At 61.8% G+C, this 25,396-nt stretch carries 27 protein-coding genes; 11 read left to right on the top strand and 16 right to left on the bottom strand.

The features are described 5' to 3' along the window. Window positions 1-195: 195 nt before the first annotated feature. The 7 genes from K3762_RS05580 to K3762_RS05610 all read left to right on the top strand — a co-directional run bounded on the left by K3762_RS05580 (window position 196) and on the right by K3762_RS05610 (window position 7,402). Window positions 196-1,176, top strand: coding sequence for a TRAP transporter substrate-binding protein (locus tag K3762_RS05580; protein ID WP_120350528.1), 981 nt, complete (start codon window positions 196-198; stop codon window positions 1,174-1,176). A gap of 59 nt (window positions 1,177-1,235) precedes the next feature. Continuing rightward, complete coding sequence (locus tag K3762_RS05585; RefSeq protein ID WP_260012213.1) at window positions 1,236-1,799, top strand: TRAP transporter small permease; 564 nt, start codon at window positions 1,236-1,238, stop codon at window positions 1,797-1,799. Then, window positions 1,796-3,076 carry a TRAP transporter large permease gene (locus tag K3762_RS05590; RefSeq protein ID WP_132445639.1) on the top strand — a complete coding sequence of 427 codons (1,281 nt, stop codon included), beginning with the start codon at window positions 1,796-1,798 and terminating at the stop codon, window positions 3,074-3,076. The genes K3762_RS05585 and K3762_RS05590 overlap by 4 nt, the downstream gene beginning before the upstream one ends. A gap of 405 nt (window positions 3,077-3,481) precedes the next feature. Next, window positions 3,482-4,543: an extracellular solute-binding protein gene (locus K3762_RS05595; protein WP_260012214.1), complete on the top strand. Its 1,062-nt coding sequence runs from the start codon at window positions 3,482-3,484 to the stop codon at window positions 4,541-4,543. A 60-nt stretch (window positions 4,544-4,603) separates the two neighbouring features. Then, complete coding sequence (locus K3762_RS05600; RefSeq protein ID WP_260012217.1) at window positions 4,604-5,689, top strand: ABC transporter ATP-binding protein; 1,086 nt, start codon at window positions 4,604-4,606, stop codon at window positions 5,687-5,689. Further along, the gene (locus K3762_RS05605) at window positions 5,689-6,546 is read left to right on the top strand and encodes an ABC transporter permease (protein WP_132445648.1); all 858 of its coding nucleotides are present in this window, start codon (window positions 5,689-5,691) and stop codon (window positions 6,544-6,546) included. The genes K3762_RS05600 and K3762_RS05605 overlap by 1 nt, the downstream gene beginning before the upstream one ends. A gap of 4 nt (window positions 6,547-6,550) precedes the next feature. Next, window positions 6,551-7,402: an ABC transporter permease gene (locus K3762_RS05610; RefSeq protein ID WP_132445651.1), complete on the top strand. Its 852-nt coding sequence runs from the start codon at window positions 6,551-6,553 to the stop codon at window positions 7,400-7,402. A 37-nt stretch (window positions 7,403-7,439) separates the two neighbouring features. Here K3762_RS05610 and K3762_RS05615 read toward each other — a convergent pair whose 3' ends face one another. The 5 genes from K3762_RS05615 to K3762_RS05635 form a co-directional block, all read right to left on the bottom strand. Then, window positions 7,440-8,006, bottom strand: a complete 567-nt coding sequence (locus tag K3762_RS05615) for a poly-gamma-glutamate hydrolase family protein (protein WP_132445654.1) — start codon at window positions 8,004-8,006, stop codon at window positions 7,440-7,442. Window positions 8,007-8,048: 42 nt separating this feature from the next. Beyond that, window positions 8,049-8,984 (bottom strand): class II glutamine amidotransferase, encoded by a 936-nt coding sequence (locus K3762_RS05620; RefSeq protein WP_260012222.1) that lies wholly within the window; start codon window positions 8,982-8,984, stop codon window positions 8,049-8,051. Window positions 8,985-9,226: 242 nt separating this feature from the next. Beyond that, window positions 9,227-9,514 (bottom strand): SH3 domain-containing protein, encoded by a 288-nt coding sequence (locus K3762_RS05625; protein ID WP_260012224.1) that lies wholly within the window; start codon window positions 9,512-9,514, stop codon window positions 9,227-9,229. Between the two features lie 61 nt (window positions 9,515-9,575). Beyond that, a complete protein-coding gene (locus K3762_RS05630; protein ID WP_240791630.1) occupies window positions 9,576-11,975 on the bottom strand; it encodes a PAS domain S-box protein in 2,400 nt (799 codons plus the stop codon). A gap of 209 nt (window positions 11,976-12,184) precedes the next feature. After that, window positions 12,185-13,333 carry an alpha-D-ribose 1-methylphosphonate 5-triphosphate diphosphatase gene (locus tag K3762_RS05635; RefSeq protein WP_260012226.1) on the bottom strand — a complete coding sequence of 383 codons (1,149 nt, stop codon included), beginning with the start codon at window positions 13,331-13,333 and terminating at the stop codon, window positions 12,185-12,187. A 47-nt stretch (window positions 13,334-13,380) separates the two neighbouring features. Between K3762_RS05635 and K3762_RS05640 the strand changes: the two genes are divergently transcribed. Further along, window positions 13,381-14,058: a DUF1045 domain-containing protein gene (locus K3762_RS05640; RefSeq protein WP_260012229.1), complete on the top strand. Its 678-nt coding sequence runs from the start codon at window positions 13,381-13,383 to the stop codon at window positions 14,056-14,058. On the opposite strand, the gene phnN is transcribed toward K3762_RS05640, so the two are convergent. The 7 genes from phnN to phnG are packed head-to-tail and all read right to left on the bottom strand — an operon-like array spanning window position 14,034 to window position 19,117. Then, window positions 14,034-14,582, bottom strand: a complete 549-nt coding sequence (gene phnN / locus K3762_RS05645; protein ID WP_260012232.1) for a phosphonate metabolism protein/1,5-bisphosphokinase (PRPP-forming) PhnN — start codon at window positions 14,580-14,582, stop codon at window positions 14,034-14,036. The two genes, K3762_RS05640 and phnN, sit on opposite strands and share 25 nt — an antisense overlap. After that, complete coding sequence (phnL, locus tag K3762_RS05650) at window positions 14,579-15,262, bottom strand: phosphonate C-P lyase system protein PhnL (RefSeq protein WP_260012234.1); 684 nt, start codon at window positions 15,260-15,262, stop codon at window positions 14,579-14,581. The genes phnN and phnL overlap by 4 nt, the downstream gene beginning before the upstream one ends. A 52-nt stretch (window positions 15,263-15,314) precedes the next feature. Continuing rightward, window positions 15,315-16,085 (bottom strand): phosphonate C-P lyase system protein PhnK, encoded by a 771-nt coding sequence (gene phnK / locus K3762_RS05655; RefSeq protein ID WP_007117460.1) that lies wholly within the window; start codon window positions 16,083-16,085, stop codon window positions 15,315-15,317. Continuing rightward, window positions 16,082-16,951, bottom strand: coding sequence for an alpha-D-ribose 1-methylphosphonate 5-phosphate C-P-lyase PhnJ (locus K3762_RS05660; protein WP_260012791.1), 870 nt, complete (start codon window positions 16,949-16,951; stop codon window positions 16,082-16,084). The genes phnK and K3762_RS05660 overlap by 4 nt, the downstream gene beginning before the upstream one ends. Window positions 16,952-16,998: 47 nt before the next feature. Then, window positions 16,999-18,099 (bottom strand): carbon-phosphorus lyase complex subunit PhnI, encoded by a 1,101-nt coding sequence (locus tag K3762_RS05665; protein WP_132445675.1) that lies wholly within the window; start codon window positions 18,097-18,099, stop codon window positions 16,999-17,001. Next, window positions 18,099-18,659, bottom strand: a complete 561-nt coding sequence (phnH, locus tag K3762_RS05670; protein WP_132445678.1) for a phosphonate C-P lyase system protein PhnH — start codon at window positions 18,657-18,659, stop codon at window positions 18,099-18,101. Before phnH ends, K3762_RS05665 begins: the two co-directional genes overlap by 1 nt. Beyond that, window positions 18,659-19,117 (bottom strand): phosphonate C-P lyase system protein PhnG, encoded by a 459-nt coding sequence (phnG, locus tag K3762_RS05675; RefSeq protein ID WP_132445681.1) that lies wholly within the window; start codon window positions 19,115-19,117, stop codon window positions 18,659-18,661. The genes phnH and phnG overlap by 1 nt, the downstream gene beginning before the upstream one ends. A gap of 101 nt (window positions 19,118-19,218) precedes the next feature. On the opposite strand from phnG, the gene phnF reads away from it, so the two are divergent. Further along, the gene (phnF, locus tag K3762_RS05680; RefSeq protein ID WP_132445684.1) at window positions 19,219-19,932 is read left to right on the top strand and encodes a phosphonate metabolism transcriptional regulator PhnF; all 714 of its coding nucleotides are present in this window, start codon (window positions 19,219-19,221) and stop codon (window positions 19,930-19,932) included. 9 nt (window positions 19,933-19,941) lie between these two features. On the opposite strand, the gene phnE (K3762_RS05685) is transcribed toward phnF, so the two are convergent. From phnE (K3762_RS05685) to phnC, 4 genes are all read right to left on the bottom strand, one after another. Continuing rightward, window positions 19,942-21,177, bottom strand: coding sequence for a phosphonate ABC transporter, permease protein PhnE (gene phnE, locus K3762_RS05685; RefSeq protein WP_240791633.1), 1,236 nt, complete (start codon window positions 21,175-21,177; stop codon window positions 19,942-19,944). Window positions 21,178-21,242: 65 nt separating this feature from the next. After that, window positions 21,243-22,121 carry a phosphonate ABC transporter, permease protein PhnE gene (gene phnE / locus K3762_RS05690; protein WP_260012238.1) on the bottom strand — a complete coding sequence of 293 codons (879 nt, stop codon included), beginning with the start codon at window positions 22,119-22,121 and terminating at the stop codon, window positions 21,243-21,245. 73 nt (window positions 22,122-22,194) lie between these two features. After that, window positions 22,195-23,103 carry a phosphonate ABC transporter substrate-binding protein gene (phnD, locus tag K3762_RS05695; RefSeq protein WP_260012239.1) on the bottom strand — a complete coding sequence of 303 codons (909 nt, stop codon included), beginning with the start codon at window positions 23,101-23,103 and terminating at the stop codon, window positions 22,195-22,197. 45 nt (window positions 23,104-23,148) lie between these two features. Beyond that, entirely contained in the window at window positions 23,149-23,943 is a 795-nt protein-coding gene (gene phnC / locus K3762_RS05700) for a phosphonate ABC transporter ATP-binding protein (protein WP_132445696.1), read from the bottom strand. 434 nt (window positions 23,944-24,377) lie between these two features. Between phnC and K3762_RS05705 the strand changes: the two genes are divergently transcribed. Together K3762_RS05705 and K3762_RS05710 are read left to right on the top strand one after the other, a co-directional pair. Then, window positions 24,378-24,632: a hypothetical protein gene (locus K3762_RS05705; RefSeq protein WP_067935896.1), complete on the top strand. Its 255-nt coding sequence runs from the start codon at window positions 24,378-24,380 to the stop codon at window positions 24,630-24,632. Beyond that, on the top strand, window positions 24,629-25,390 hold the full coding sequence (locus tag K3762_RS05710; RefSeq protein ID WP_260012242.1) for a ChaN family lipoprotein: 762 nt from the start codon (window positions 24,629-24,631) through the stop codon (window positions 25,388-25,390). The genes K3762_RS05705 and K3762_RS05710 overlap by 4 nt, the downstream gene beginning before the upstream one ends. Window positions 25,391-25,396 lie beyond the last annotated feature (6 nt).

Raw genomic sequence — 25,396 nt, forward strand, 5'->3', positions numbered from 1 at the left:
GACGAATCATGTTGACATCACTCTTAGCATCATATTGGAGTTTTGGAATGCCAAAATGCTAAAGCGCCAAATTACGGAGGGGAAGAAATGAAAAATGAACGACTGCACAAGCTGCCGTGCGTTCGTGGCTCATTTCCCGATAGGCAAAGGTGCAATGGATGCGGCAGAACTTTCTTAACCAACGGAGGAGATACGATGAAAACCCTTACAAAGAGCCTGAGCGCCAGTCTGGCCGCTGCGACCTTTGCACTTGTGACACCCGTGGCCGCGGACACCTATGTGGTGGCCGTGGGTGCGGCGTCGAACAGCCTGCAGGGCAAAAGCGCCGCACGCTTTGCCGAACAACTGCAAGAGCAACTGGGCGACGCCCACACGGTGGAATTCTATGCCGATGCACAGCTCGGCAACGAAAAGGAACTGATGCAGAAGCTGCGTCTGGGCACCGTGGATTTCACGCTGATCTCTTCCATCATGACCAACGTTGCGCCCGAATTTGCGCTATTTGACATGCCGTTTTTGGTACAGGATCGCGCGCACCTAAAAGCAATCGACGCCGAGATCGTGCAGCCCGATTTGGCCCCACTGGCGCGCAAAGTGGGGCTTGAAGTGCTCTCCACTTGGGAAAACGGTTTCCGCCAGATCACCAACAATGCCCGCCCGATCAACACCCCCAGCGATTTGGATGGGCTCAAAATCCGCACGCCGTCTTCTGAATGGCGGGTTTCGATGTTCAAAGAATGGGGCGCAAACCCGACGCCGATGTCTTTCTCTGAGGTGTTCGTCGCCCTTCAGACCGGCACAATGGACGGGCAGGAAAACCCGCTGACCAATATCGTCGGCGCGAATTTCCAAGAGGTGCAGGGCTACCTGAGCCTGACTGGCCACGTCTATTCACCTACCTATCTGACCACCGGGGCCGAAACCTGGTCGAAACTTCCCGATGAGGTCAAAACCGCCGCGACCGAAGTTGCCGCATCCGTTCAGGACTGGTCGCTGGACCAAGGCGAAACCGCCGACGGTGAATTGGTCGAGAAGGTCCGTGCAGCGGGGGTAGAGGTCAATGAGGCCGACAAGGCCGCCTTTATCGAAGCCTCCGCGCCGATCTACGCTGCCTTCTCCAGCCAAGTGCCGGGGGGCGACGCGCTCGTCTCGCGCGCGCAAGAACTGGCCAAGTAAACGCAGCTTCGCCCCGGTTGGCATGGGCTGGCCGGGGCCACTCAGAACAGGAGACAGGCATGGTCGCTAAGATCGAGCGTTTACTTCTTTGGGCAATCGAAACGGTTTGCCTCGCGCTGTTGGTGACACTGGCGGGAGCGGTCGTTTATTCGACCACCATGCGTTACCTCGGTGCATCGCCCGCATGGTACGATGAGATTGCCAGCGTCCTGCTGGCTTGGCTCACCTATTTCGGCGCCGCCTATGCGGTGTTCATGCGCCAACACATGGGCTTTTCGGGCATCGTCATCGCCTTGCCGAAACCTGCGGCCATCGTGCTGACTTTATTTTCCGAGCTGCTCGTCATCATTTATTTCTCCGTCACAGCTTATTACGGCAATGCCGTCCTGGCGGTGGCGAAATGGGATTCACTGCTGTCCTTGCGCTGGATGACTTTGGACATCGTGCAATCGGTGATCCCGATCGCTTCGGTCTTGATGATCATCGGCACCCTGTTGACCCTGCCGCGCGCCCTGCGCTTGGCCGCGCAAGGGATTGATCCCGAACATGCAGAAATCGACAAAGCCATCGCCGAGGCCGAGGCCGAAACCGCCACGCTCGACCTAAAGGACACCGCCAAATGATCCTCCTTTATACCACCATTGCCCTGATCACCCTGATCTTGATCAACGTGCCCATCGCCGTCGCGATCGGGGTGACCTCTATGGCGGGCTTTCTGCTGACTTCCGGGCCAGACGCCTTCTATGACATGGTGATCAAGCTCTATTCCGGCTCGACCTCCTTTCCGCTGATTGCCATTCCGTTGTTCATTCTGGCGGGCAATCTGATGAACACCTCCGGTATCTCTCTGCGGCTGATCAACTTTGTCACCGCGCTGATCGGTTTTATCCGCGGCGGGCTTGGTATGGTAAACATCGGCGTCTCGATGGTCTTTGCCGAGATCTCTGGCTCGGCTGTGGCCGATGTGGCCGCAACCGGCACCGTCCTGATCCCCGAGATGAAGCGGCGCGGCTATTCACGGACATTGGCGGCGGCGATCACATCCTCTTCGGCATCGCTTGCCATCATCATCCCGCCCTCGATCCCGATGATCCTCTACGGGGCCATTGCCGAAACCTCGGTGATCAAGCTTTTTGTCGCGGGGGTCGTGCCCGGCCTTTTGGGGGCCTTTCTGTTGATGACGGTGACCTATGTGCTGGCCGTCCGCTATGACCTGCCGCGTGCCGAGAGCTTTGATCTGGGCCATGTGGGCCGGACCTTCAAAGAGGCGTTCTGGGCCTTGACCATGCCGGTCATCATCCTTGGCGGTATCTTTTCTGGTTTGGTCACCGCCACCGAAGGCGCGGGGCTTGCGGTTATGGCGGCCTTGGTGATAGGGCTGTTCATCTACCGTGATCTGGATGTGTCCCGGCTCCGCAAGACCATGCTCGAAGGCGTCAGCCAGACCGGCGTGGTGATGCTGTTGGTGTCCACCTCCGCCGCTTTGGGGTTGTTCCTGACCCAAGCGCAGGTGCCGCAAACCTTGGCGGCCCAAATCACCGAAGTCACCACGAACCCGCTGATCGTTCTGGCGCTGTTGAACCTGCTCTTGCTGGTCTTGGGTATGTTCCTGCATGGGGCCGCCGCGATCATCTTGGTCGTGCCGGTGGTGATGCCGCTGGTCAATGCGGTGGGGATTGATCCGATCCACTTCGGTATCATGGTGACGCTGAACCTTGCGATCGGTCAGCAGACCCCGCCTGTGGCATCGGTGCTTATCACCTCCTGCTCCATCGCCCGCGCGGGCATCTGGGAAACCTCGCGCACCAACTTGCCGTTCATCGCCGTGCTGGCGTTTGTCCTGCTCTTGGTGACCTATGTGCCCGAAGTCTCCCTCGCGCTGACGCACTACCTTGATTGAGCAAGATCAATGCATTCTCGGGTGGGTGATCCTGCCCGAGAACGCATGCGTTTTGCTGAGTCTACGACGGTTTCGCCTCCCGGCGCGGCCATTATCCCTGCGGTGATTGCCCACGTATGGGAAAGGGTTTGGCCGAAGGGCAGCCCCCGACTTCGCCCCCCAGCAAGGCTGGTTTGCAGTACCGCCGCTGTGGCGTCCGGATGAACAAGGCCGCCGTAGCTGCGGCCTCACGGCGCGCCTAGGCCCGCAGCAACCCTGCTAAAACAAACGGCATTTTCCCCCTCTGTCACAAATGTTTTGCATTGTCGGGCCACAAGGGGCCGCAATGCGTCGAAGTATAAATTGACCAAATGGTCTAACGCGCGCATTCTGCCGACAATTAGTACACTAGAGAGAGGATTTCCCATGACACGAACCATTCTGCTGGCCGGCACCATGCTGGCGGGTCTCGCCTCCGTGGCCCAAGCCGACACGCTGCGTCTTTTGACATGGGGCGGCTACGCACCTGAGGACGTGGTCGCGAAATTCGAAGAAGAGACCGGCCATACCGTCGAAGTCACGAAATCCAACAATGAAGAGATGATCGCCAAGCTGCGCGCCACGGGCGGCGGTGGTTTTGACCTCGCTCAGCCATCGCAAGACCGCATCATGGGCCCGCAGATGGAATTCGGCATCTACAAGCCGATTGATGTCTCGAAGCTGAACAAAGAGCTTTTCATCACCTCCATGCTCGACTCGACCATGGCGAACACCACCGTGAATGGCGACGTCTACGGCGTGCCGCACGTCTGGGGCACCTCCGGTCTGGTGATGAACACCGCCGAAGCGGGCGAGACGGTCAAGGATTACACCGACCTCTGCGCGCCGGAAGTGGCGGGTAAGGTCTCCTACCGTCTGAAACGTCCGACGCTGATCGGTTTCGCCTTCGCCATGGGCGAAGACCCCTTTGCCGCCTATGGCGACGAAGCCAAATACGCCGAGATCATGGGCAAAGTCGAAGCCAAGCTGATCGAATGCAAAGCGAACGTCAAAACCTACTGGGGCGGCGGCGATGAGTTGATGAACCTGCTGCGCTCGGGCGAGGTGACCGCGTCGATGGCATGGGACACCGGCGGTTGGAAGCTGAACGACGACAACGCTGACCTGACCTTCGTGGCACCGACATCGGGCGCTTTGGGCTGGATCGACACCTTCGTTCTGCCCGCCAAAGGGCAGGCCGATGATGTGGCCTATGAGTGGATCAACTTTGTCATGCAGCCCGAAGTCGCGGCGATGATCACCGCAGCGGCGGGCAACTTCACTGCCTCTGCTGGCGCGGATGAGTTTGCCGAAGACAGCCTGAAAGCCAAGTATCAGGCCAGCTTCCCACAAGAAGCAATCGACAACATCAAATGGTATCCGCCGGTGCCTGCCGGTCTGGAAACGATCGAAGGCGAAGTGCTGGATCGCGTCCAAGCTGCCAACTGATAATTGACCATCGGGCGGCACCCTCATCTCGGGGGTGTCGCTCCATTACACGGAATTCACATGACCCCAGATCTGGAATGCGTCGACCTCGTGAAGCGGTTCGGCGATACCACCGCTGTTAACAACGTCTCCTTCACGGTGCCGCCGGGCAGTTTCTTCTCCATCCTCGGGCCTTCGGGCTGCGGCAAGACGACGATCATGCGGATGATCGCGGGGTTTCTTGACCCGACCTCGGGCGACATTCGGATCAAGGGCGGATCGGTGCTCGACACGCCGCCGAACAAGCGCCCTGTGAACATGGTGTTCCAACATCTGGCGCTTTTCCCGATGATGACGATTGCCGAGAATATCGGCTATGGCCTGCGCCGCCGCGGCATGGCCAAGGGAGAGATCGCGCGCAAAGTCGATGAGGCGCTCGACCGGATCGGCCTGCCGGGGATCGGCGCGCGCAAGGTGGATGAGCTTTCGGGCGGTCAGAAACAACGGGTCGCCATCGCGCGCTGCATGGTGTTGGAGCCTGACGTGCTGCTGCTGGATGAGCCGCTGGGCGCACTGGATCTGAAACTGCGCGAACATATGAAGGTTGAACTGAAATCGCTGCAAGCCGCCTTTGACACGACATTCGTCTATATTACCCATGACCAATCCGAAGCGCTGGTGATGTCGGATCAGATCGCCGTGATGAGCAACGGCCAGTTTGAGCAGGTCGGCAAGGGGCAAGACCTCTACTATCGCCCCGAAACACCCTTCGTGGCAGGCTTCATCGGGGAATCCAACCGCTGGAAGGGCAAGATTGAGCGGGTTGAGGGCGACGCGCTGCAACTGCGCACCGACAGCGGACTGGCGATGCGGGCGACGGGCGCGGGCCTTGCCCAAGGCGCACGCGCCGAGATTTTCGTGCGGCCTGAATCCATTCGTCTTGCCGCCAGCGCCGATGCGCTTGCAGGCTTTGACAATCAACTGACGGGCACGGTGACCGGCCTACTGTTCAACGGCGCGGCTTCGCGCGTGTTGGTGCAGGACGATGTTGGCGAAACGCTCGACGTGACCCTGCCGCAATCGGGGGAATTCTCAAACCTGAAACGCGGCGATGCGGTGCATATCGGCTGGGGTGCGGGGCAGGCGACCTGCTTTGGGGCCGCCTGATGCGCAGCCAATCCCGCATTACATTCTACCTGCTGCTGACGCCTTTGGTGCTCTGGCTGGGTCTGCTGATCATCATCCCGCATATCGACATGCTGCTGATTTCGCTGCGCGAGCGGATCAGCTTTGGCGTCTATGAAGCCAGCTTAGCGCAATACGAAAAAGCGCTGACCGAACCGCTGTATCTGCGGACCTTCTGGCGCACGGCGGTGATGTCGGTGCTGGCAACCGCGCTGACGCTGCTGATCGCTTTTCCGGTGTCTTATTACATCGCCAAGATGGCGAAGGGGCGCTTGCAACAGGTGTTGTTCCTGCTCTGTCTGATCCCGTTCTATGTCTCTGAATTGGTGCGTACTTTCGGCTGGATGATCCTGCTGCGCGAGACCGGTCTCGTCTCGAACCTGCTGCAATGGGTGGGTCTGGCGGATCGCCCGGTTGAGATGCTTTATACCGATGCCACGATGATGGTGGGGCTGGTCTATACCTCGATGCTATTTATGGTGGTGCCGCTTGTCACTACGCTGGAAAGCCTCGACGACAGTGTGATCGAAGCGGGTTATGATCTGGGCGGCAGCGGGCTTTCCGTCCTGCGTGAGATCATCATCCCCCATGCCATGCCCGGTATCGTGTCGGGCTGTATCGTGGTCTTTATGCTGAGCTTGGGCAACTACCTGACGCCGACAATGCTGGGCGGCAAGGACAGCCTGTGGTTCACCGAAATGATCTATAACCAGTTCATCGTGCGCTCCAATTGGGAGCTGGGCGCCGCCTTTGGCTTTATGCTTTTGGTGCTGTCTTCGGTGATCGTCTGGGGGATGCTCTGGCTTACGGGCCGAACCCTCAAGGAAACGATGGGGTGATCCAATGATCCCGACAATCCCGCAATCGCGCAGCTTTCGCATCCTCTATGGCGGCTATGTGGCGCTGTTCTTTCTCTATCTGGCCCTGCCGCTGACCGTGGTCGCGGTCTTTGCCTTTAACGACAGTCAGTTCCCCTCCCTCCCGTGGGAGGGGTTTACGTGGAACTGGTTCTTTGGCGAGGAGCGCCCGCAGATCGGCGTCTTTCATGAACGCGGCATTCTGCGGTCGGTGGGCACATCGGCATTCGTGGCGCTTTGCGTGGCGATCATGTCGGTCTGCGTGGGCACGACGAACGCCTTTTTGTTCAACCGCTATGAGTTTCGCGGCAAGGGGTTTCTCTATGTGCTGATGCTGCTGCCGCTGGTGATCCCCGGCATCGTGCTGGGCATCTCGGTGCTGGTGTTTTCCTCCACGCTGGCCAACGGCGTCTGGGACATGGCGCAGATCGACATTCAAGCGCTGCGCCCCGGTCTATTGTTGGTGATCTTGGGGCAGTTCAGCTTTATCACTACCATCGCCACGCTCGTCATCTCGGCCCGGTTGCAAAAGTTTGACCGCACGTTGGAAGAGGCGGCGCTGAACCTTGGCGCGGATCGTTTGACCGCCGTGCGCACGATCACCCTGCCGTTCCTTGCGCCTGCAATGGTCGGAGCGGTCGTGGTGGCGTTTCTCATGAGCTTTGAGAACTTCAACACGACGCTGATGCTGGTGGGTTCTGATGCGCCGCTGACCATCGCCATGTTCGATCGGTTAAAAGAGGGCTCGACCCCACTGTTGAACGCCGTGTCGCTGCTGTTGATGCTGGGCTCGTCGCTTCTGGCGCTGATGGTGATCTTGTTTCAAAAACGAAGCTAAGACCTCGGCAGGCCCGTGCTGGGCCTGCCGCCTTTGGCTAAAGCGCCCCGTGCACCGCCAGACAAAACCTTTCTAACATATCTGCATCCTCGGCGAGGGTGCGCCGCAGCGACCGGGGCAGTTCAAGCTGCACCCCCTCGCCAGAGCGGGTGCGGTTGCAGATGTTCGTCTCATGCACGCCGGGCAGGGTAGTGTTGGGCGCCGCGTCAAACCCCGCGTCGCGCAGGGCCGCGCCGATGGCATCGCGCAGCGCCTCGGCACGCCCACCAAGCCAGACTGTTTCTGTGCCATCATCCTTGCGCCCATGGATCGCCACGGCCACCGTCGCCCTCGCCACAAGCTCCAACGCCTGCGGCTCGTCAAAGCGGTGCGAGGTGATGTGGAAATCCCCATGCGCCCCGGCCTTCAGCGCCTCGAACAGATAGTAGGAATAGTCGCTTCCCGCGATGGCCTCGGCGATCAGGCTGGTCTCAGGCTCAATCGTGCCGCCGTGGGGCGCCAGAATGATCACCGCGCTGCCCCGATCCTCGGCGCGGATGCGGTAGTCGAGGTCCGCTGCCATCTCGGCAGAGAGGTCGGCGAAATTGTCGAAACGATCTGTCATGGACTGGCTCCTATCAGTTGGGGGCAGGGGCGGGGGCGGCGGTTAAACGTCGAGCTTGCGGACCGTCTTGCTGATCCGCCCGTCTTTCCGCTCCAGAAGGACAATCTCACCGAATTCGATTTTCAGCCACTCGTCCCCGTCTTCGGTCAGCGGCTCTGACGCGAGTATGGCCGAGGTGGCCTCCCCCTCGGGGCAGGGGTCGATGTCGTAAGAATTCGCATGGTCCTCAAAATTCGCGCCGGTAAGGAGGTAGATCGGCTCAAGCAGCATCGAAAGGGGCAGGTCCTCCTCTCGCAGCTTTTCCCAATCGCCCGTCACATCGGTTTCGCCCTCATGGCCGCAGCCAAAGTTCACGCCGATGATCCGATCCGAACTGACAAGCGCAATCTTGAGTTTGGTCAGCGCCGCAAGATCGAGGTCGCGCGCGGCTTTGCAGATCACCTTCAGTAGTTTTTCAAACCCGCGCTGCACATCGTCATCGCTGTCGCCTTCCAGCAAGGACAGCAGCAGCACATAGAGAAATTCCGTATCCGTCGTGCCGCGCATCTGGGTGAGGTATTGATCTTTGCAATGGGGCAGGAGCTCACGTTGCAACTGCCGCCAATGGGGCAGGGCACCGTTCTGGGCGATGATCCACGGGGTATGGTCAAAGGAAAACGGGTGGCAGTTTTCATCGGCCTGCACGACGCTGGCGTCATAAGAGGCCGCGCGGATATGCGACAGCATCGTATGGGCCTGCAGGCTGGGGATCAGGGTCTTGGCATTGTCGTCGTGAAAGGCCGCTTTGGGCCGGTGATAAAGCAGCGGCGCGTCGGGTTTCAGCAGATGCGCGCTCCAAGCGGCAAAGCCCCAACCGGCCAGTTGCAGGCTGGGGTGAAGTTCCGGATCAAGGCTCTGATTCAGCAGGCTGTTCTCAGGCGCAAGGAGCAGCGACTCGATTGGCAGTTCAGGTCCGATATAGGCGAGGAAGCGGCACATGGTTTTCCTTACTCTTGAGATATTTCAGCGGTTTCACGAAGGGTGTGAAGGGCTGAGATAGAGCGGTGCACGCAGAAATCGACAGGTGGGCCGAACAGGGGGGGGGCGACAGGGGGCTTGCAGGGGGCGAATGCCCCACCCTGTCGACGACAGGCGCCGCCAACTGGGCTGGGGCGCGGTGGCTTGACCAAAGAGCGCCGCGGGCGGCATCAGATGCGCGCCACCCGCAGTCTGACCTATGATCAAACGTCAGAGATATAGTCCGCCGAGACATAGCCCTGCACCTCTGGCGCATCGGCCAAGGACACCCGACACCAAAGCTGGCCAATCTCGGTCACGCAATCGCGGCGGTTCAAGATGGTGCCATCGGGCAGCCCCATGATGACCCCGAAATCAAGCCCGGGCCCAGACCGCAGCTTCAAAAGCTCATCCGGTCCGGTGCGGTGGACCATCACCTGAGCGGCGGCGATGCCCGCACAACCTGCGGCGAAAATAAGGGTGGAAACGGCTGCGAATGTGATCCTGCGCATGATCTGCCTCTCTCTGGTTTTCTCACGTCATAGATCGAAAACGGGGCTGATCCTAGCCACCTTATCCCGTGGGCTCTTTGCACTGCTCCAAGGCGCGTTTCAAAGAATGCTCGTCATAGGGTTTCATCAAGCTGACATAGCGCGAGGGCTCGGTCTCGCCTTCGGCATATTCTCGCGGATCGGCCCCAGAGGCGATGATAACCGCGATCTCGGGGCGTAGTTGCGTGACGTGCTGCACCAGATCCATGCCAGAGCCGTCGGGCAGGCCGAGATCTGTGAACATGATGTCGAACCGCTCGGCCTCAAGGCTGCGTTCGGCGGCGGCGACGCTGTCGGCTTCGGTCACGGCATAGCCCAGATCGGCAAGCATATCCGCGGTCGCCATGCTGATCAGCGCATCGTCTTCGACCAGCAAAATTCTAGGTGCGTCATCGGGGGCGCTGTGCGCGTCTTCCTGCGCCCCGTGGGCGGCATCGCTGCCGGATTGGCGAGAGAGAATCTCATGAATTTTCAGGGCCAGCCGCTCGCGGGTGTAGGGTTTGCTCAGCAGATCGACCCCTTCGTCCAGCCGCCCGGCGTGGACAATCGCATTCTGGGTATAGCCCGAGGTAAAGAGCACGCCGACATTCGGCAGATGCGCCTTGGTCTCGCGGGCAAGCTCGGGGCTGCGGATTTTGCCAGGCATGACCACATCGGTAAAGAGCAGATTGATCTTCACCCCGCTTTTGACGATTGCCAACGCGCTATCGGCATTCTCGGCGGTGAGCACGCCATAGCCAAGATCGCGCAGCTGATCGACGGCGGTCTCGCGCACGGCGGCGTCGTCTTCGACCACGAGGATCACCTCACCGCTGCCCGTGGGCGTTTCGGTGGTGGCAGGCAACGGGGCGCTTTCTTCCTGGCGCTGCGTGCGCGGCAGATAGACCCGCACGGTCGTGCCTTGGTTCTCTTCGCTGTAGAGTTTGATATGCCCGCCGGACTGTTTGATGAAGCCGTAAACCATGCTGAGGCCAAGCCCCGTGCCTTCGCCCGTGTCTTTGGTGGTGAAGAAGGGATCAAAGACCTTTTCCATGATCTCCGGTGCGATGCCTGCGCCGGTATCGGTGATCGCCAGCATGACATATTGGCCGGGGGCCACATTCGGGTGACTTTGGGCATAGGCGTCGTCAAGGGCGGCGTTGCCCACTTCGATTGTCAGCTTGCCATGGTGGGCCATCGCGTCGCGCGCGTTGATCGCAAGGTTCAGGATCACGTTTTCCAACTGCGCCGGATCGACAAGACAGTTCCACAGCCCGCCCGAGATCACCGTTTCGACCTCGATCCCTTCGCCAAGGGTGCGGCGCAACATGTCGTCCATGCCCCGCACCAATCGGCCAAGGTTTTGCGGCTTCGGCTCCAAGGGTTGCTGCCGCCCAAAGGCGAGCAGTTGCGCGGTCAGCTTTGCGCCGCGCGACACCCCCGCCATGGCGTTGTCGACAAACCGCCGCTTGGCGTCGACCTCGGCCAGTTCCTTTGACAAAAGCTGAAGGTTGCTGCCCACCACCTGAAGCAGGTTGTTGAAATCATGCGCGATGCCGCCAGTGAGTTGGCCCACGGCTTCCATCTTTTGCGCCTGTACCAACTGCGCCTCAAGCCGGTCCCGTTCGGCCATGGCCTCTTCGACCTTGGTTTTCAGCGCATTGCTGAACTCAAGCTCCGCATTGCGCGCGCGCAGTTCCTCGCGCAGGTCGCGGACCTCGATCACGGTGCCCACGGTTTTGCCGGTCTCATCCTTCATCGGCGAGGCGGTGAAGCCCACGGGATAGAAACTGCCGTCCTTATGGACAAAGGTTTCCTCACCCTGCGTCTGGTGGTTTTCCGGAAAAGCGCGGTCGATGGCGCAGTCTTCGATCGGGAAATGCCGCCCGTTGGGGTGGGTGTGGTGGATCACGTCATGCAGCGGTCTGTTGATGGTTTCCTCGAATTTATAGCCGGTCAACTCTTCGGCTGCGCGGTTCATAAAGACGCATTGCTGTTTGTCGTCCATCATGAAGATGGCCATCGTGGTGTTGCTCAGGATCGCGTCCAGCCGGGCCGAGACTTTGGTCAGCGCCGCGTTGGTCTCTTTCTGTTTGGTGATGTCCTGAATGGCCGCATAAAGGACCTTTTCGCCTTCGGTTGAGATCAGCTGCAAATGGGTCAGAACGCAATACCGCGAGCCGTCCTTGCGCTGGTGGACCGTCTCATATTCAATCGTTGTCGTCTTGCCGTTGATCAGCGGCTCGACGAGGTCCAGAAACGCCTCGCGCGTCAGTTCGGGCTTGATGTCCCACGCCGCCATGCCGCGCAGCTCTTCCATCGAATAGCCAAGGTTCTCCCGCGCGCCGCGATTGGCGAGGGTGAAGGTAAAGTCTTCGACTGAAAACAGGTAAACTTCGCTTGCCGCGTCTTCGACGATCTGCCCAAGGCGATCGCTCGCCAATCTCAATGCTTCTTGCACCATTTTCCTCAAGCTTGTCGGTCGTTGGACCCGGCTAAATTCAACCTGCAAGTTGCAGGGTATATGTAACCTAGTCTTATGAAGCGGCAAGACGAGCGCAAGAAGCACATTCTTTCAAGGGGCGGGTTTTTGCGCAGAAAAACGCGGGCCAGCACCCGCCAAGATTGGCGGATGCCGGAGAGGATGAGAGGCTACGCGACGCGGTGGCCCATGGCATAGACCGACCGCAGGATCGGCGCATCTTTCATCACCTCGAACTGGATCAGGTCGGCCCGCGCACCCAAAGCGATCTCGCCCCGGTCGGTCAGGCCTACGTGATGCGCGGGCGTGCGGGTGACGGTCGCCAGCCCCCGCGCCATATCGCCCCAAAGATTGCCCAGTTGCACCGCCCCCAACAGCAGGGCCGCGGGGACATAGTCAGACGACAGAATATCGAGCAGATCCAGTTCCGCCAATTCCTTTGCCGCCACATTGCCCGAATGCGACCCGCCGCGCACGAGGTTGGGCGCGCCCATGATCGTGGCGATGTTTTGGGTGTGACAGGCCTCTGCCGCCGCGCGGGTGGTGGGGAATTCGGCCAAGCGCACGCCGTGGGCGTGGCTGGTCGCGACCTGTTCGGCTGTGGTGTCATCGTGGCTCGCCAGTGCTGCGCCATAATGCGCGGCGGCTGCCACCGCTGCCGCCTCATGTTTCGCGCCCAGCCGTTCTTGCAACCCGTGCAGGAAGGTGACGTAGTCGCCGAAATCCTCACGCGGCAGACCGTTCTTGCCGCAGACGTAATCCTCGAACTTTTGCACGTCGCGGAATTGCCGCTGGCCCGGCGTGTGGTCCATCAGGCTGACGATGCCGACCTTATCGTCGGGGCCGAATTCGGCCAATTCCTCTTCCAGCGTTTCCGAGCATACCTCGGCGCGCAGGTGGATGTGGTGGCTGATCGACAGCGCGCCGCTGTCGCGCATCATCAGAATTTCATCGGCCATGTTGCGGGCGTATTTATCATAGCGTTTGCGCCCGTCGTCCGAGACGATCGACCCCACGCGGATCGCGTCAAAGACCGTGGTGATCCCGGTGCCCGCCAGCTCCCGATCATGGGCGATGATCGCCGCGCGGTGCGGCCAGTCGACCTTGGGGCGCGGTTTCATATGGCGCTCAAGGTTGTCGGTGTGCAGTTCCACCAGACCGGGGGCAAGGTAGCGGCCTGCGCAATCGACCGCCCCCTGTGGCACGGCGGTGCCTTCGGCGATATCGGCGATCACCCCGTCGCGCAGCACCACGCTGCCGGGGATTACCGCATCGGGCAGAATGATTTTGGCATTGGCGAGAATGGTTTCTTTTGTCATGTGAACGTCACGCTTGTTGCGCATCCATGGATGCAGGGAGAAGATGAATGAAGTTCCACCGCTACGCGATCTATTACACGCCGCAGGGCAGTTTGGCCGAAGCCGGAGCCGCTTGGCTGGGCTGGGATGTGGCGCGCGGGCAGGCCGTGGCGCATCCTGAAGTGGCCGCGCTGGACGTGGCCGCCGTGACCGAAACACCGCGCAAATACGGGCTGCATGCGACGATCAAACCGCCTTTCGTTTTGGCTGAGGGCACATCGGCCGACGGCCTGCAATCCGCGTTCGAGACAGTTTGTGCGCAGCTTGCCCCCGTCACGCTGGACGGTCTGGCCCTGACCCCGCTGGGCCGCTTTCTGGCGCTGACGCCTGAGGGGGACGCCGCCACGCTCAATGCCATGGCCGCCGAGGTGGTGCGCGGGCTCGATGCCTTTCGCGCACCCCCGGCAGAGGCGGATTTGGCCCGCCGCCGCCAAGCCAACCTGACCCCGGCGCAAGAGGCGAACCTGACGAAATGGGGCTATCCTTACGTGATGGAGGCGTTTCGCTTTCACATCACACTGACCGGCAAGCTCCCGAAAAGTGATCTGCCACAGGTCACCGCGGCGCTGGCCCCCTATATCGCGCCGCACCTGCCGCAGCCCTTCACGCTGGGCAGTCTGACGCTGGTGGGGCAGGCCGAAGACGGTATGTTCCACGAGGTTCACCGCGCCGCCCTCTCGGGATAGAGCGCCGCCAACGCCTTAGCCACGGTCTGCTTGAGCGGGCCGGAGTTGTCGATCTCTATCGCTGCGATATGGTCGGGCAGGGCGCGGTCGGCCCGGGCCAACCGGGCGGAGATTTCCGCCTCGGTCTCGCGCCCACGGCCCCGCAGCCGGTCTGCCAATACGTCGGGCGAAGCGGTCAGCGACAGCACCTCGAACCGCGCAAACCGCAGCTTTGCCTCGGTCAGCATGCTGCGAGAGAGGTTCGCCAGCACGTCGCGCCCCTCGGCTAGGGCCGTCTCCACCGCGATGGGGATGCCATAGCGCAACCCATGCGCGGCCCAACTCAAGGCAAAGGCGCCATCTGCCTCCAACCGCAGGAACGCGGCCTCATCGATCCCGTCAAAGTCTTCGCCCCCCGCAGCACTTGGGCGGGTGATGGCACGGCGGGCGAGGAACAAATCGGGCTGCGCTTCCGCCAGCGCCGCCATCACGCTGTCCTTGCCCACACCCGACGGGCCGACCACCGCGATAAAACGCCCGCTCATGCGGCCAGTCCGGGGGTGAAACGGGTCACGTCCACTTCGCGGTCGCAGATTTGGTCGCGGGCGGCCTCATCATGGAAGATGCCCAAGATCGCCGTGCCGCGGGCCTTGGCTTCTTCGATCAGCGCCAGCACCGTGGCGCGGTTGATGGCATCAAGGCTCGCCGTCGGCTCATCCAGCAGCAAGACCGGGTAGGGGTGTGCAAAGCCGCGCGCGATGTTCACCCGCTGCTGCTCCCCGCCCGAAAAGGTCGTGGGGCTAAGCTGCCAAAGCCGCTGCGGGATGTTGAGCTGCGCCAGCAGTTCTCCGGCCCGCGCCCGTGCGTCGGCCTCGCTGCTGCCCACCGCGCGCAGCGGTTCGGCCACCACGTCAAGCGTCGCCACCCGTGGCACCACCCGCAGGAACTGACTGACATAGCCCAGCACGTTGCGGCGCAGGTCCAATATCTCACGCGGGGCGGCGCGGGCGACATCCAGGTCGCCCACCATGATCCGGCCCGAAGCGGTCAGGTAATTGCCATAGATCATCCGCATCAACGTCGATTTTCCGGCACCCGACGCCCCGGTTAACGCCACGCATTCGCCGCGCGCCACGGTCAATTCACCGCCGCGCATCACCGGGATCACCGCAGCACCTTGGTTGTGCAGGGTAAAGGATTTGCTCACATGTTCAACGCGTATCATGGTTTAGCCTTGTTTAGTATAACTTTGAAATTGAATGGTTTTTCTTGCATGATTACACCTGTAGCACGCTAGAGACCAAAAGCTGGGTATAGCCATGCTGCGGGTCGTCCAAGACTTGATCGGTCAGTCCGGTTTCCACCACATGGCCGTCTTTCATCACCATCAGCCGATCCGCCAGCAGCCGCACCACCGCCAGATCATGGGTCACGATAATGGCGCTCAGCCCCATCTCGCGCACCAGACCGCGCAGCAGGTCGAGCAGTCGTGCCTGAACGCTTACGTCCAGCCCGCCGGTGGGTTCGTCCATGAAGACCAACCTTGGCCCGGTCACGAGGTTGCGGGCGATCTGCAAGCGTTGCTGCATCCCGCCTGAGAAGGCCGAAGGTCGGTCGTCGATCCGGTCTTCGTTGATCTCCACCCGGCCCAGCCAGTCGGTGGCGCTGGCGCGGATGTCGCCGTAGTGTCGCGCGCCCACGGCCATCAGCCGCTCGCCCACATTGCCGCCTGCGCTGACGTTCATGCGCAGCCCGTCGCGGGCGTGTTGGTGGACAAAGGCCCAATCTGTGCGCGACAGCATCCGGCGCTCCGGCTCGCTCATCGTCACCGTGTCGCGCAGCCCATCGGCGCGGGTGTCGAAACGCACCGCCCCGCGATCAGGCGTCAGATGCCCCGCCAGCGTGTTCAGCAGCGTCGACTTGCCCGAGCCGCTCTCGCCGACGATGCCCATGACCTCACCGGGGTAGAGATCAAAGCTGACATCAGTGCAGCCGATCCGCGCGCCATAGAATTTCGCGATGTTTTCAACTTGCAATAAAGGAGTCATGCCATGCCCTCCAACACAGGGGCCGCATCCGCGCCGCGATGCCCGGCGGCCTGACGGGCCGCGCAATAATCGGTGTCGGAACACATGAACAGACGCCCACCTTCGTCATCGACGATCAACTCATCCAGATAGCTGTCCTCGGCCCCGCAAAGCCCGCAGGGGTGGTCTGCCTTGCTGGCCTCAAAGGGGTAGTCCTCAAAATCTAGCGACACGACCTGCGTATAGGGCGGCAGCGCATAGATACGCTGTTCGCGCCCCGCGCCGAAGAGCTGGATCGCGGCCATTTCCAGTTTCGGATTGTCGAATTTCGGGATCGGCGAAGGATCCATCACATAGCGCCCTTCGACCTTGACCGGATAGGCATAGGCCGTGGCAATCGCGCCGTGTTGGGCGATGTCTTCGTAAAGTTTTACATGCATCAGCCCGTATTCCTCCAGCTCGTGCATTTTGCGGGTCTCGACTTCCGAAGGTTCAAGAAAGCGCAGCGGTTCGGGGATCGGCACCTGATAGACCAGCACCTGATCTTCGCGCAGCGCGGCTTCGGGAATGCGGTGGCGGGTCTGGATGACGCTGGCCTCGGTCGTGGCTTCGGTCACCGCGACACCGGCGGTCTTTTGAAAAAAGCGGCGGATCGAGACGGCGTTGGTCGTGTCATCCGCGCCTTGGTCGATCACCTTGAAGGTATCCTCGGGCGTCAGCACGGCGGCAGACACCTGCACCCCGCCCGTGCCCCAGCCGTAGGGCATCGGCATTTCGCGGCTGGCAAAGGGCACCTGATAGCCCGGGATCGCCAGCCCTTTCAGGATCGCGCGGCGGATCATCCGCTTGGTCTGCTCATCCAGATAGGCAAAGTTGTAGTCGTTCATGCCCCGGTCCTCATTCGTGTATTGTTCGCTCGGTGTCATGGCGGGGCTCATTCTGCGGCCTCCCGCGGCGCGTCTTGGGCCGCCGTTGCCTCCCGGCGCAGCTTGCGGATCAGTTCAAGCTCGGATTGGAAATCGACATAATGGGGCAGTTTGATATGCTCCAAGAATCCCGTCGCTTGGATGTTGTCGGCATGATAAAGCACGAATTCCGCATCCTGCGCAGGCGCGCCGAGGTTGTCTTCGCCCAGTTCCTCCCAACGCAATGCCCGGTCCACCAGCGCCATGGAGATCGCCTTGCGCTCGGACATGCCGAAGACCAGCCCATAGCCACGGGTGAACTGCGGCGGCTCGGACTTGGAGCCCGTGAATTGGTTCACCGTTTCGCATTCGGTCAGCTCAACCTCGCCGATCTCGATGGCGAAACCCAGCTCGGGAATGTCCATTTCCACCGCCACTTTGCCGATGCGCAGTTCCGCGACGAAAGCGTGGTTGCGCGCATAGCCGCGCTGGGTGGAGTAGGCCATGCCAAGCACGAAACCTTCGTCGCCGCGGGTCAGCGCTTGCAGGCGCAGGTCGCGGGTGGCGGGCAGTTCCAGCGGCTCGCGGGTCAGATCGCGCGGCGGGGTGCTGGTATCCGTGTCGCGCTGCATCAGCCCTTCGCGGTCGAGGAATTCCATGATGTGCGGCGTGTCTTTAGAAGGCTCGGCATCGGCCACTTCGGGCGCGGACGGCACCTCACCATCGGCGGCCAGTTTGAAATCAAGCAGCCGGTGCGTGTAGTCGAAGGTCGGCCCCAAGACCTGCCCGCCCGGCGCATCCTTGAAGGTGGCCGAGACGCGGCGGTCGCAGGCCATGGTGCCGGTGTCCATCGGGCGCGAGGCCCCGAAACGCGGCAGGGTGGTGCGATAGGCGCGGATCAAAAATACCGCTTCGATCAGATCGCCCCGCGCCTGTTTGATCGCCAGCGCGGCGAGGTCAGGGTCATAGAGCGAGCCTTCGGCCATCACCCGGTTCACCGCCAGCGTCATCTGTTCGCGAATTTGCGCAACGCTGAGTTCCGGCACGCTTGCGTCACCGCGCCGCTCCTCGGCAAGCCATGCGTGGGCGTTGTCGATCGCCCGCTCGCCGCCTTTTACCGCTACATACATCAGGACACCTTTGTGCTTCGGGGCAGCGCCGCCAGACGGTCGCCGCAGGTGAAAATGAAATCCAAACCGCGCGGGAAGAGCGTCGCGTTTTGTTGGAAGGCCGCGCGGTCGGGCAGCGACAGCGCGGTGCGGTCTCTGATGCCGGGGCCGGTGAGGGTTGCGCCGTTGGCCTGTAGATCATCCACCTCGACGATCAGCGTTGCGGAACGGTCGGGGTAGGCGGCGGTCCCGAGGGGGAAGTCGCCGCGCGGCAGGTCGTCCCAAGCGCCTAAGGCGAAGTGCGCCGCATTGGCCGGGGCGAAGGGCGCGCCGGTGTGGAAGGTAATCCAGTCGCGCACTTCGGGCCGGTCAAAGCCGGGCGCGAGGTAGAGCGGCGTTTCGGGGTCGCAGAGTGTCAGCAAGACGACCCCGGCGGCGGTGGACAGGCCCGCAGGCGGTTCGGCCCCGGTCACGCTGTTGATCTCACCCGGTTTGGCCATGGCGTTCATCACCGCGCGAAAGGCGAAAGCGGCGTCTTTCGGCGCGTCGCGAAACCCGCCTGTCAGCGATAGGGTCTGCATCAGTCTTCTCCTCTGACCATGGTGAAAAAATCGACCTTTGTGGCGGCGGCTTTGGCGGCGCGGCGGGCGCGGCGTTGGCCCTCGATCTCGGCCAGTGGGGCGAGCAGTTTGCTGCGGACCTCATTGGCGGCATCGCTCTGCATCAAGGCATCAACGAGGGCCGCTTGCAGCGCCTTGTCGCGGCTGCGGCCTTGGACATAGGCGTGGCCGTCAGGCCCATCCGCAAGCCGCACCGAACAGCGCGTGACCGACATTTCGCCCATGTTAAAGGCATCGCCCACGGCGCCCATCCGGCCCCGCAGCATGACGCCGCCGATCTCGGGCGCGCGGAGCAGGTCATGGGCTGGAACCGCGCCGTAGCGGGCCCAGAGCCGGGCCAGATCAGCGGCCTCGGCCCGCGCGAGCAGCCCCATCCAAGCCTGCCGATCGCGGGTCTTTTCTTTTATTTCAACCGTCATCTAGACACCTTGTGCATTTGTCTAATTTACTATACAACTAGACAAGTATTAGCCGCTGGCCTCCCGCTGGCGCAAGCATGGATATGTGAAACTTCTGCGACATGGCCCGAACTGCGATCTGGAAAACCATCACCGCCACGCTGACCCATGACATCGCCACGGGGAAATACGCCCCCGGCGATCGGCTCCCGACCGAGGCGCAATTGGCGGCGCGGTTTGGGGTCAACCGTCACACGGTGCGCCGGGCGATCAGCGACATGAACGAGAGCGGGCTGACCTACAGCCGTCGCGGAGCGGGGGTCTTCGTGGCGCAGCGGCCCACGGATTACCCCATCGGCAAGAGGGTGCGGTTTCACCAGAACCTCGCGGCGGCGGGGCGGGTGCCGGCCAAGCAGATTTTGATGCTGGAGACCCGCGCGGCTTCGGCCCATGAGGCCGAGCAGCTTGGGCTAGAGGGAGAGGCGCTCGTGCATGTCTATGAGGGGCTGTCGTTGGCCGATGACCAGCCCATCGCGATTTTCCGCAGCCTGTTTCCTGCCGCGCGGTTCCCTGATCTGTTAAAAGCGCTTGAGACCAGCCGCTCGGTCACCTCGGCCTTGGCGCAGGGCGGGGTGGCAGATTACACCCGCGCCTCGACCCGGCTGACGGCGAAACTGGCCAATGCCACGCAGGCGCTGCATTTGCGGCTGACCGAAGGCGCGCCGATCTTGCGGTCTGCCGGGATCAACGTGGACCCGGAGGGTGTGCCGGTGGAATATGGGGTGACATGGTTCGCCGGGGACCGCGTGACGCTGACGCTGAACCCCGGCGATTGATGCGCGGCCTTAGTGACCCGCCTCGGTGCCCGCTATCAGCTTGCGGCGCAGCCAGCCTGAGAAGCTGTCCATCGCCACGACCATCAGGATGATCAGCACGATGTAATAGCTGACTTCCTCCCAATCTTTCTGGGTGATGATCGCTTGGGTTAGCAGCAGGCCAATGCCGCCGCCGGTGATCGCGCCGATGATGGTGGCCGAACGGGTGTTCGATTCCAGATAGTAGAGGACTTGGCTCAGCAGCACCGGGGTGATCTGCGGGATGACGCCAAAGCGGTAGCGTTGCACAGGTGCTGCCCCGGTGGAGGCGATGCCCTCGATCTGTTTATCGTCCACATTCTCCAGCGCTTCGGAGAAGATTTTGCCGAAGGTGCCGGTATCCGTCAGCAGGATCGCCAGTGATCCGGTCAGCGGGCCGGGGCCAAAGGCGCGGGAGAGAACGATGGTCCAGATCAGCCCGTCGACCCCGCGCAGGAAGTCGAACAACCGCCGCGCGGCAAAGCGCAGACCGCCTAAGGGGGAGAAGTTCTTGGCCGCGAGGAACCCCAGCGGCAGGGCAATCATCGCCGCGCCAAAGGTGCCGAGAAAGGCCATGAGAATGGTCTCAACCAGCGCCCAAGCGACATCGCCGTGACGCCACATTTTGTTGGTCCAGAAATCCTGCCAGATCGCGCCGTATTCACCGCTGCGCAGCAGCTCTAGCGGGGACATGCCATGGTAGGGGCTGTCGAGCGTGAAGAAGAACAGCTCCCAGCCGTTGAAATAGCGAAAGACCTCGGCACGGTTGCGGGTGATCGTCAGGCGGCCCGCGTCCGTGGTGATCGCAAGGCGGTTTTTGGAGGCGTTGATCCACTCGGGCAGGGGGCCGTCGGGCAGGGTGGCATTGACGCCGCTGCGCCCCGGCGTGGCGGTGATCAGGCCGTAGCCCGGCACGTCATAGCGCACCTCCGGCCCCAGTTCGACGGTATGGCCGTTGCCAAGCTCGACAAGCGTCGTCTCGCCCAAGGTGACCCAATCGGGGGCGGTGCCCGGCGCATAGCGGCCCTTGCGCTCACCTTCGATGGCGATCTCCATCTCGCCGTTGCGGTTGTCGCGGGCGACATGGGTTTTGTAGCTATAGCTGTCGGCGACCAGCGTCTTCATGTTCGACACGTTGATACGATCGCCCAGCCCGGCCACGTCAAAGGCGAAGAAGACGTAAGCGAGGTAGGCAAGGATCAGCACCGGCGCGGCAAGGCTCGCCATGCGCTTGCGGCGGAAGCTGCGGCTGGCGACCTGCTGGGCAGGGAGGGTGGAAGCGGTAAGGTCGGTCACAGGATGGCTCCCTTGTCCTTATAGGCGCGGCCATGGGTCAGCCGGTCGCGGAAATGGCTCGAGACTTGGTCAACGATGATGATAGTGCCGAAGAGCAGCAGAAAGATCGCCGCTGCTTCGTCGAATTTGCCTTGGCCCCAAGACATCGTGTTGCGCAGGTCATAGCCGATGCCGCCTGCGCCGACGAAACCAAGAATGGCCGAGGCGCGAATGTTGATCTCAAACCGCAGCAGCGCGTAGGAGAGATAGTTGGGCGCGACCTGTGGCACGACGCCCAAGACCATCCGTTGCAGCCAGCCCGCCCCGACAGAGGCAAGCCCGTCGACGGGCTTGAGCGACGCGTTCTCGTTCACCTCAGAGAAGAGCTTGCCAAGCGCGCCCACGGTATGCAGCGCGATGGCGATCATCGCAGGCACCGGGCCACCACCGAGCAAAAAGATCAGCACGAGGGCGACGACAATTTCAGGCACGGCGCGCAGCACATCCAGCAGGCGGCGCTGCGGGCCGACGAGCCATGGCGCGGGGGCAAGGCCGCGGGTGGCCAGAAGGGCGGCGAAAAACGCGAAAAGCGCACCGATCAGCGTCGCGGCCCCGGCGATGTTCACCGTCTCGATGAGAGAGGGGAGGTATTTCACGAAATAGCCGGGCAGCAGATGGACGCGCTCCCAAGCCTCGCTCAGCACATCGGCGGGGAAGTCAAAGACGTTGGGCAGCCCGTTCCAGAGCCCGCCTGCGTTGCGGGCATTGGCGGTGCCGAAACCGCCGATCAGCAGGGCCACGAAAACGACCAGCAAGATCATATTCATCACCCGCTTTTGTCGGGTATGGGCAAGGTAATCCGCCGTGATATCAGGCGCGGTGGTGGTCTGTTGCATCTGTCGTCCCCCTATGACGACAGGCCCCGACAATCGTTGCCGGGACCTGCCAGATGTCTTTTGTCCCTTAGGATCAGTTAGATTTCGCCTTGCGCGCTTCGACGATCGAGACATAGGCGTCATGGGCAATCGGATCGAAGCCGAGGCTTTCGCCCGCGGCCACGCCATAGGCGCAGTCGGCGTCCATCTCGTGGAGCTCATCCACCAGTGTGGTCATGGTTGTTTTAACCTCTTCAGGCAGGTCTTTGCGCAGCACGACCGGGCCTTCGGGGATCGGCTTGGAGCGCCAGATTTCCACCAGATCGTTCATGTCGATCAGGCCCGCATCCACGGCTTTGCGCAGCGCGCCGGAGTTGTAGCCGTCTTCCCAATTGCCCTGACCGTCGGCCCATGTCACGCCGCCCGCGACATCACCGTTGTTGACCGCGACGATGGTCTGCTCATGCCCGCCGGTGAATTTCACTTCGCCGAAGTAGTCGCCGGATTCCATGGTGGCACCGGTTGTCTGGGGGATTTCGATGGAGGGGATCAGGTAGCCAGAGGTGGAGTTCGGATCGCCAAAGCCAAAGACTTTTCCCTGCATGTCTTCAAGCGTGTTGATGCCCGCATCTTTGCGCGCGAAGCCGATGGAGTGGTAGCCGTAGGAGCCATCGAGGTTGATCTTGACCAGCACCGGCTCAACCGCTTCGGGGTCTTGCAGGTGAACGGCGGCATAGGCCGAGGCACCGAGCCACGCCATGTCGAGCGTGCCGCCCAGCAGACCTTGGATCACGCCGTTATAGTCGGCAGGGGCGAAGAGTTTGGCCGGAACGCCAAGGCGCTCTTCGGTGTAGCCGCGCAGACATTCGTAGGAGTTCATCCGGTCCTGCGCGTTTTCCCCGCCAAGGATGCCGATGCGAAATTCGGTGACATCTGCGGATTGAGCCAGTGCAGCGCCGGTCAGGGCCGTGGTTGCCAGTGCGGCGGCGATGAGCTTCTTCATTTTGTCGTCTCCAGTTTGAAAATATGCCCATTGGGGCGGGTCGTGTCAGGCTGGCACCTTGTCCAGCGTTTCGATCTCGGTTGAGGTGGCGGCTTCGGAGAAGCTGCTGTCTGCACCGTAGATTTCGCGGGCCATGCTGGTGGTCAGTTGCGCGGGCGTGCCGTCAAAGACGATTTTCCCGTCGCGCATCCCCACCACGCGGTCGCAATAGCGGCGCGCGGTATCCAGCGTGTGAAGGTTGGCGATGACCATACGGCCGTCTTCCTCGTGAATGCGGCGGAGCGATTGCATCACCACCTGCGCGTTCATCGGGTCGAGGCTGGCGATCGGCTCATCCGCCAGAATGATCTGCGGGTCTTGCATCAGGGCGCGGGCGATGGCGACGCGCTGCTGCTGGCCACCCGACAGCGCCTCGGCCCGTTTGGGCGCATGTTGCGCGATGCCCAGACGGTCGAGGATTTCAATCGCGCGGGTGATGTCAGCATCGGGGTAGAGGTTGAAGATGCTGCTGAGCGTCGAGCGGCAGTTGAGTGTGCCGTGCAGCACGTTCGACACCACATCCATCCGCGGGACGAGGTTGAACTGCTGAAAGATCATCGCACATTCCGCCTGCCAGCCGCGCCGGGCCGCGCCGCGCAGGGCGGTCACATCGCGCCCTTGAAACAGGATCTGCCCAGAGGAGGCATCGGTCAGTCGATTTAACATCCGCAGCAGCGTGGACTTCCCCGCGCCAGAGCGGCCGATGATCCCGATCATCTGCGGCTTGTCGACCTGCAGATTGGCGCGGGCCACCGCTGTGTTCGCGCCGAATGTTTTGGTCAGTTCAGAAATGACGAGCATAAGTCCCCCGGGGTTTGCGGGGCGAGCTATCGCAGCGGTGAATGTCACGAATGTTTAAGTTTGACGAAGCTTTTGTAACGTGCGGTTTTTTCGGGAACGGCTGTCTGGGGGCAGGCGTTTGTGCTTGTTTTATAGGCGGTTGGGCGGCGCGGCTGCCCCCGCGCGGGGCAGTACGCAGGCTGGGGAATGTGCGGCGCAAGAGCCAGCCAACCTCAATAAAACAAGGGCCAGTTAAATAGAGCTTGCGGAACAAAGCCCCCGGATTAATGCTTTCTCTTACAGGGCGGTTCGGATAGGGCCGCATCGGGTCAGACCGCGCAGCCCCGCGCGGCGGACCGTAATATCTTTGGCCGGATCACCGGTCGCGCAGTGCCACCCCGCCGCGCCCCCTTCGGTGATACAGGCCCCCGACAAGCATCTAAAGGAGCGCGTTTATGGACGCCCAGATTATCGCATTTTTGATTCTGTTGCCGATCACATTGGTTTTTGTCTACGCAGGCATCCACGAATTCCGGCGCTACAAAAGCGAGGGCAAGGCGAACTATGGGCTGGTTTTCGATGAGGAAAGCGGCACCACCCATGTCAGCGGCATCGCCGAAGACGAAGACCCCTTCGACCCCGACGATTTTGACCCCAACGACTATAACGATCCCGAAGTGAAAACCGACACGGATGAGCGCAAATCGTGAGCGGTAAGATCCGCTGCGCCGCCTTGCTGCTCTGGCTCGCGCTGCCCGCGGGCGCCGACCCCCTCGCCGAGATCGTGATTTTGGGGGAGGTACATGACAACCCCCATGCCCATCTCGAACAGGCCGCCGCGCTGGAGACGCTGCGCCCCACTGCTGTGGTGTTCGAGATGCTCACCGCCGCGCAGGGGGCAAAAGCCGATGCCGATCGCAGCCAGATCGCGCAGGCTTGGGCGGCAAGTGGTTGGCAGGATTTCGACATCTACGCGCCGATCTTCGATGCTTTGGGCGAAGCCCGGATCATCGGTGCCGCCGCCCCCCGCGAGGCGGTGCGCAGTGTGTATCTTGAGGGCGCAGCCGCTCTTTTCGGGCCGGAAGCGGCGCGCTTTGGCCTTGATCAACCGCTGGCCGACGATCAGCTGGCGGCCCGGATCGAGGTGCAGTTCGCCGCCCATTGCCGGGCCATGCCGCGCGACATGATGGGGGGCATGGTCGCCGTGCAACGCTACCGCGACGCCACATTCGCGCGCGCGGCGCTCGAAGCGCTTGAGACCTATGGCCCGCCCGTGGCCGTGATCACCGGCAACGGCCATGCCCGCACCGATTGGGGCATTCCCGCGCTGATCGCGCAAGCGGCCCCCGAGGTCACGACCCATGCCATCGGCTTTGTCGAAAAACAGACAGAGATGCCATTTGACGAGACCCGCCTGATCCCGCCCACCAAGCGCGAAGACCCCTGTAACGCCCTGACCAAGAATTAAAGGACC

It is taken from the genome of Sulfitobacter sp. W074, from assembly GCF_025142275.1.
GTDB classification, from domain to species: Bacteria; Pseudomonadota; Alphaproteobacteria; order Rhodobacterales; family Rhodobacteraceae; genus Sulfitobacter; species Sulfitobacter profundi.